Annotated in this window: 1 protein-coding gene; it reads right to left on the bottom strand. The window is 64.2% G+C overall.

What is annotated here, in order from left to right:
- The coding region (locus ACFQU4_RS37645; RefSeq protein ID WP_377502467.1) for a superoxide dismutase at positions 1-609 on the bottom strand (609 nt) is incomplete at both ends.

The raw sequence follows: 609 nt of genomic DNA on the forward strand, positions 1-609 counted from the left end.
CGGGATGATCAGGCCGGCGGTCTGGGTCTTGGCGGCGGCGTAGCGGTTCTGGGCGTCGGCCCAGTTGACGACGTTCCACCAGGCCTTGACGTAGTCGGCCTTGACGTTCTTGTACTGCAGGTAGAAGGCGTGCTCCCACATGTCGAGCAGGACGATCGGGATCTGGGCGAGGGGAAGGTTCCCCTGCTGATCGAACAGCTGGACGATGTTGAGGCGTTGACCGAGGGCGTCGTAGGCCAGGATCGACCAGCCGGAGCCCTGGATGGCGTTGGCGTTGGCTTCGAACTGGGCGCGGAAGGCGTCGAAGGAGCCGAAGTTCTCGTCGATGGCGGCGCCGAGGTCGCCGTCGGGCTTGTCGCCGCCGTCGGGGGAGAGGTTGGGCCAGAAGACGGAGTGGTTGATGTGGCCGCCGAGGTGGAAGGCGAGGTCCTTCTCGAGGCGGTTGATGTTGGCGAAGGAGTTGGTGCTGCGGGCTTCGTCGAGTTGGTCGAGGGCGGTGTTGACGCCCTTGACGTAGGTGGCGTGGTGTTTGTCGTGGTGGAGTTCCATGATCGTGCCGGAGATGTGGGGTTCCAGCGCGGCGTAGTCATAGGGAAGATCAGGAAGCTC

This window comes from Microlunatus sp. GCM10028923, from assembly GCF_042666975.1.
In the GTDB taxonomy this organism is placed as follows: domain Bacteria; phylum Actinomycetota; class Actinomycetes; order Propionibacteriales; family Propionibacteriaceae; genus Microlunatus.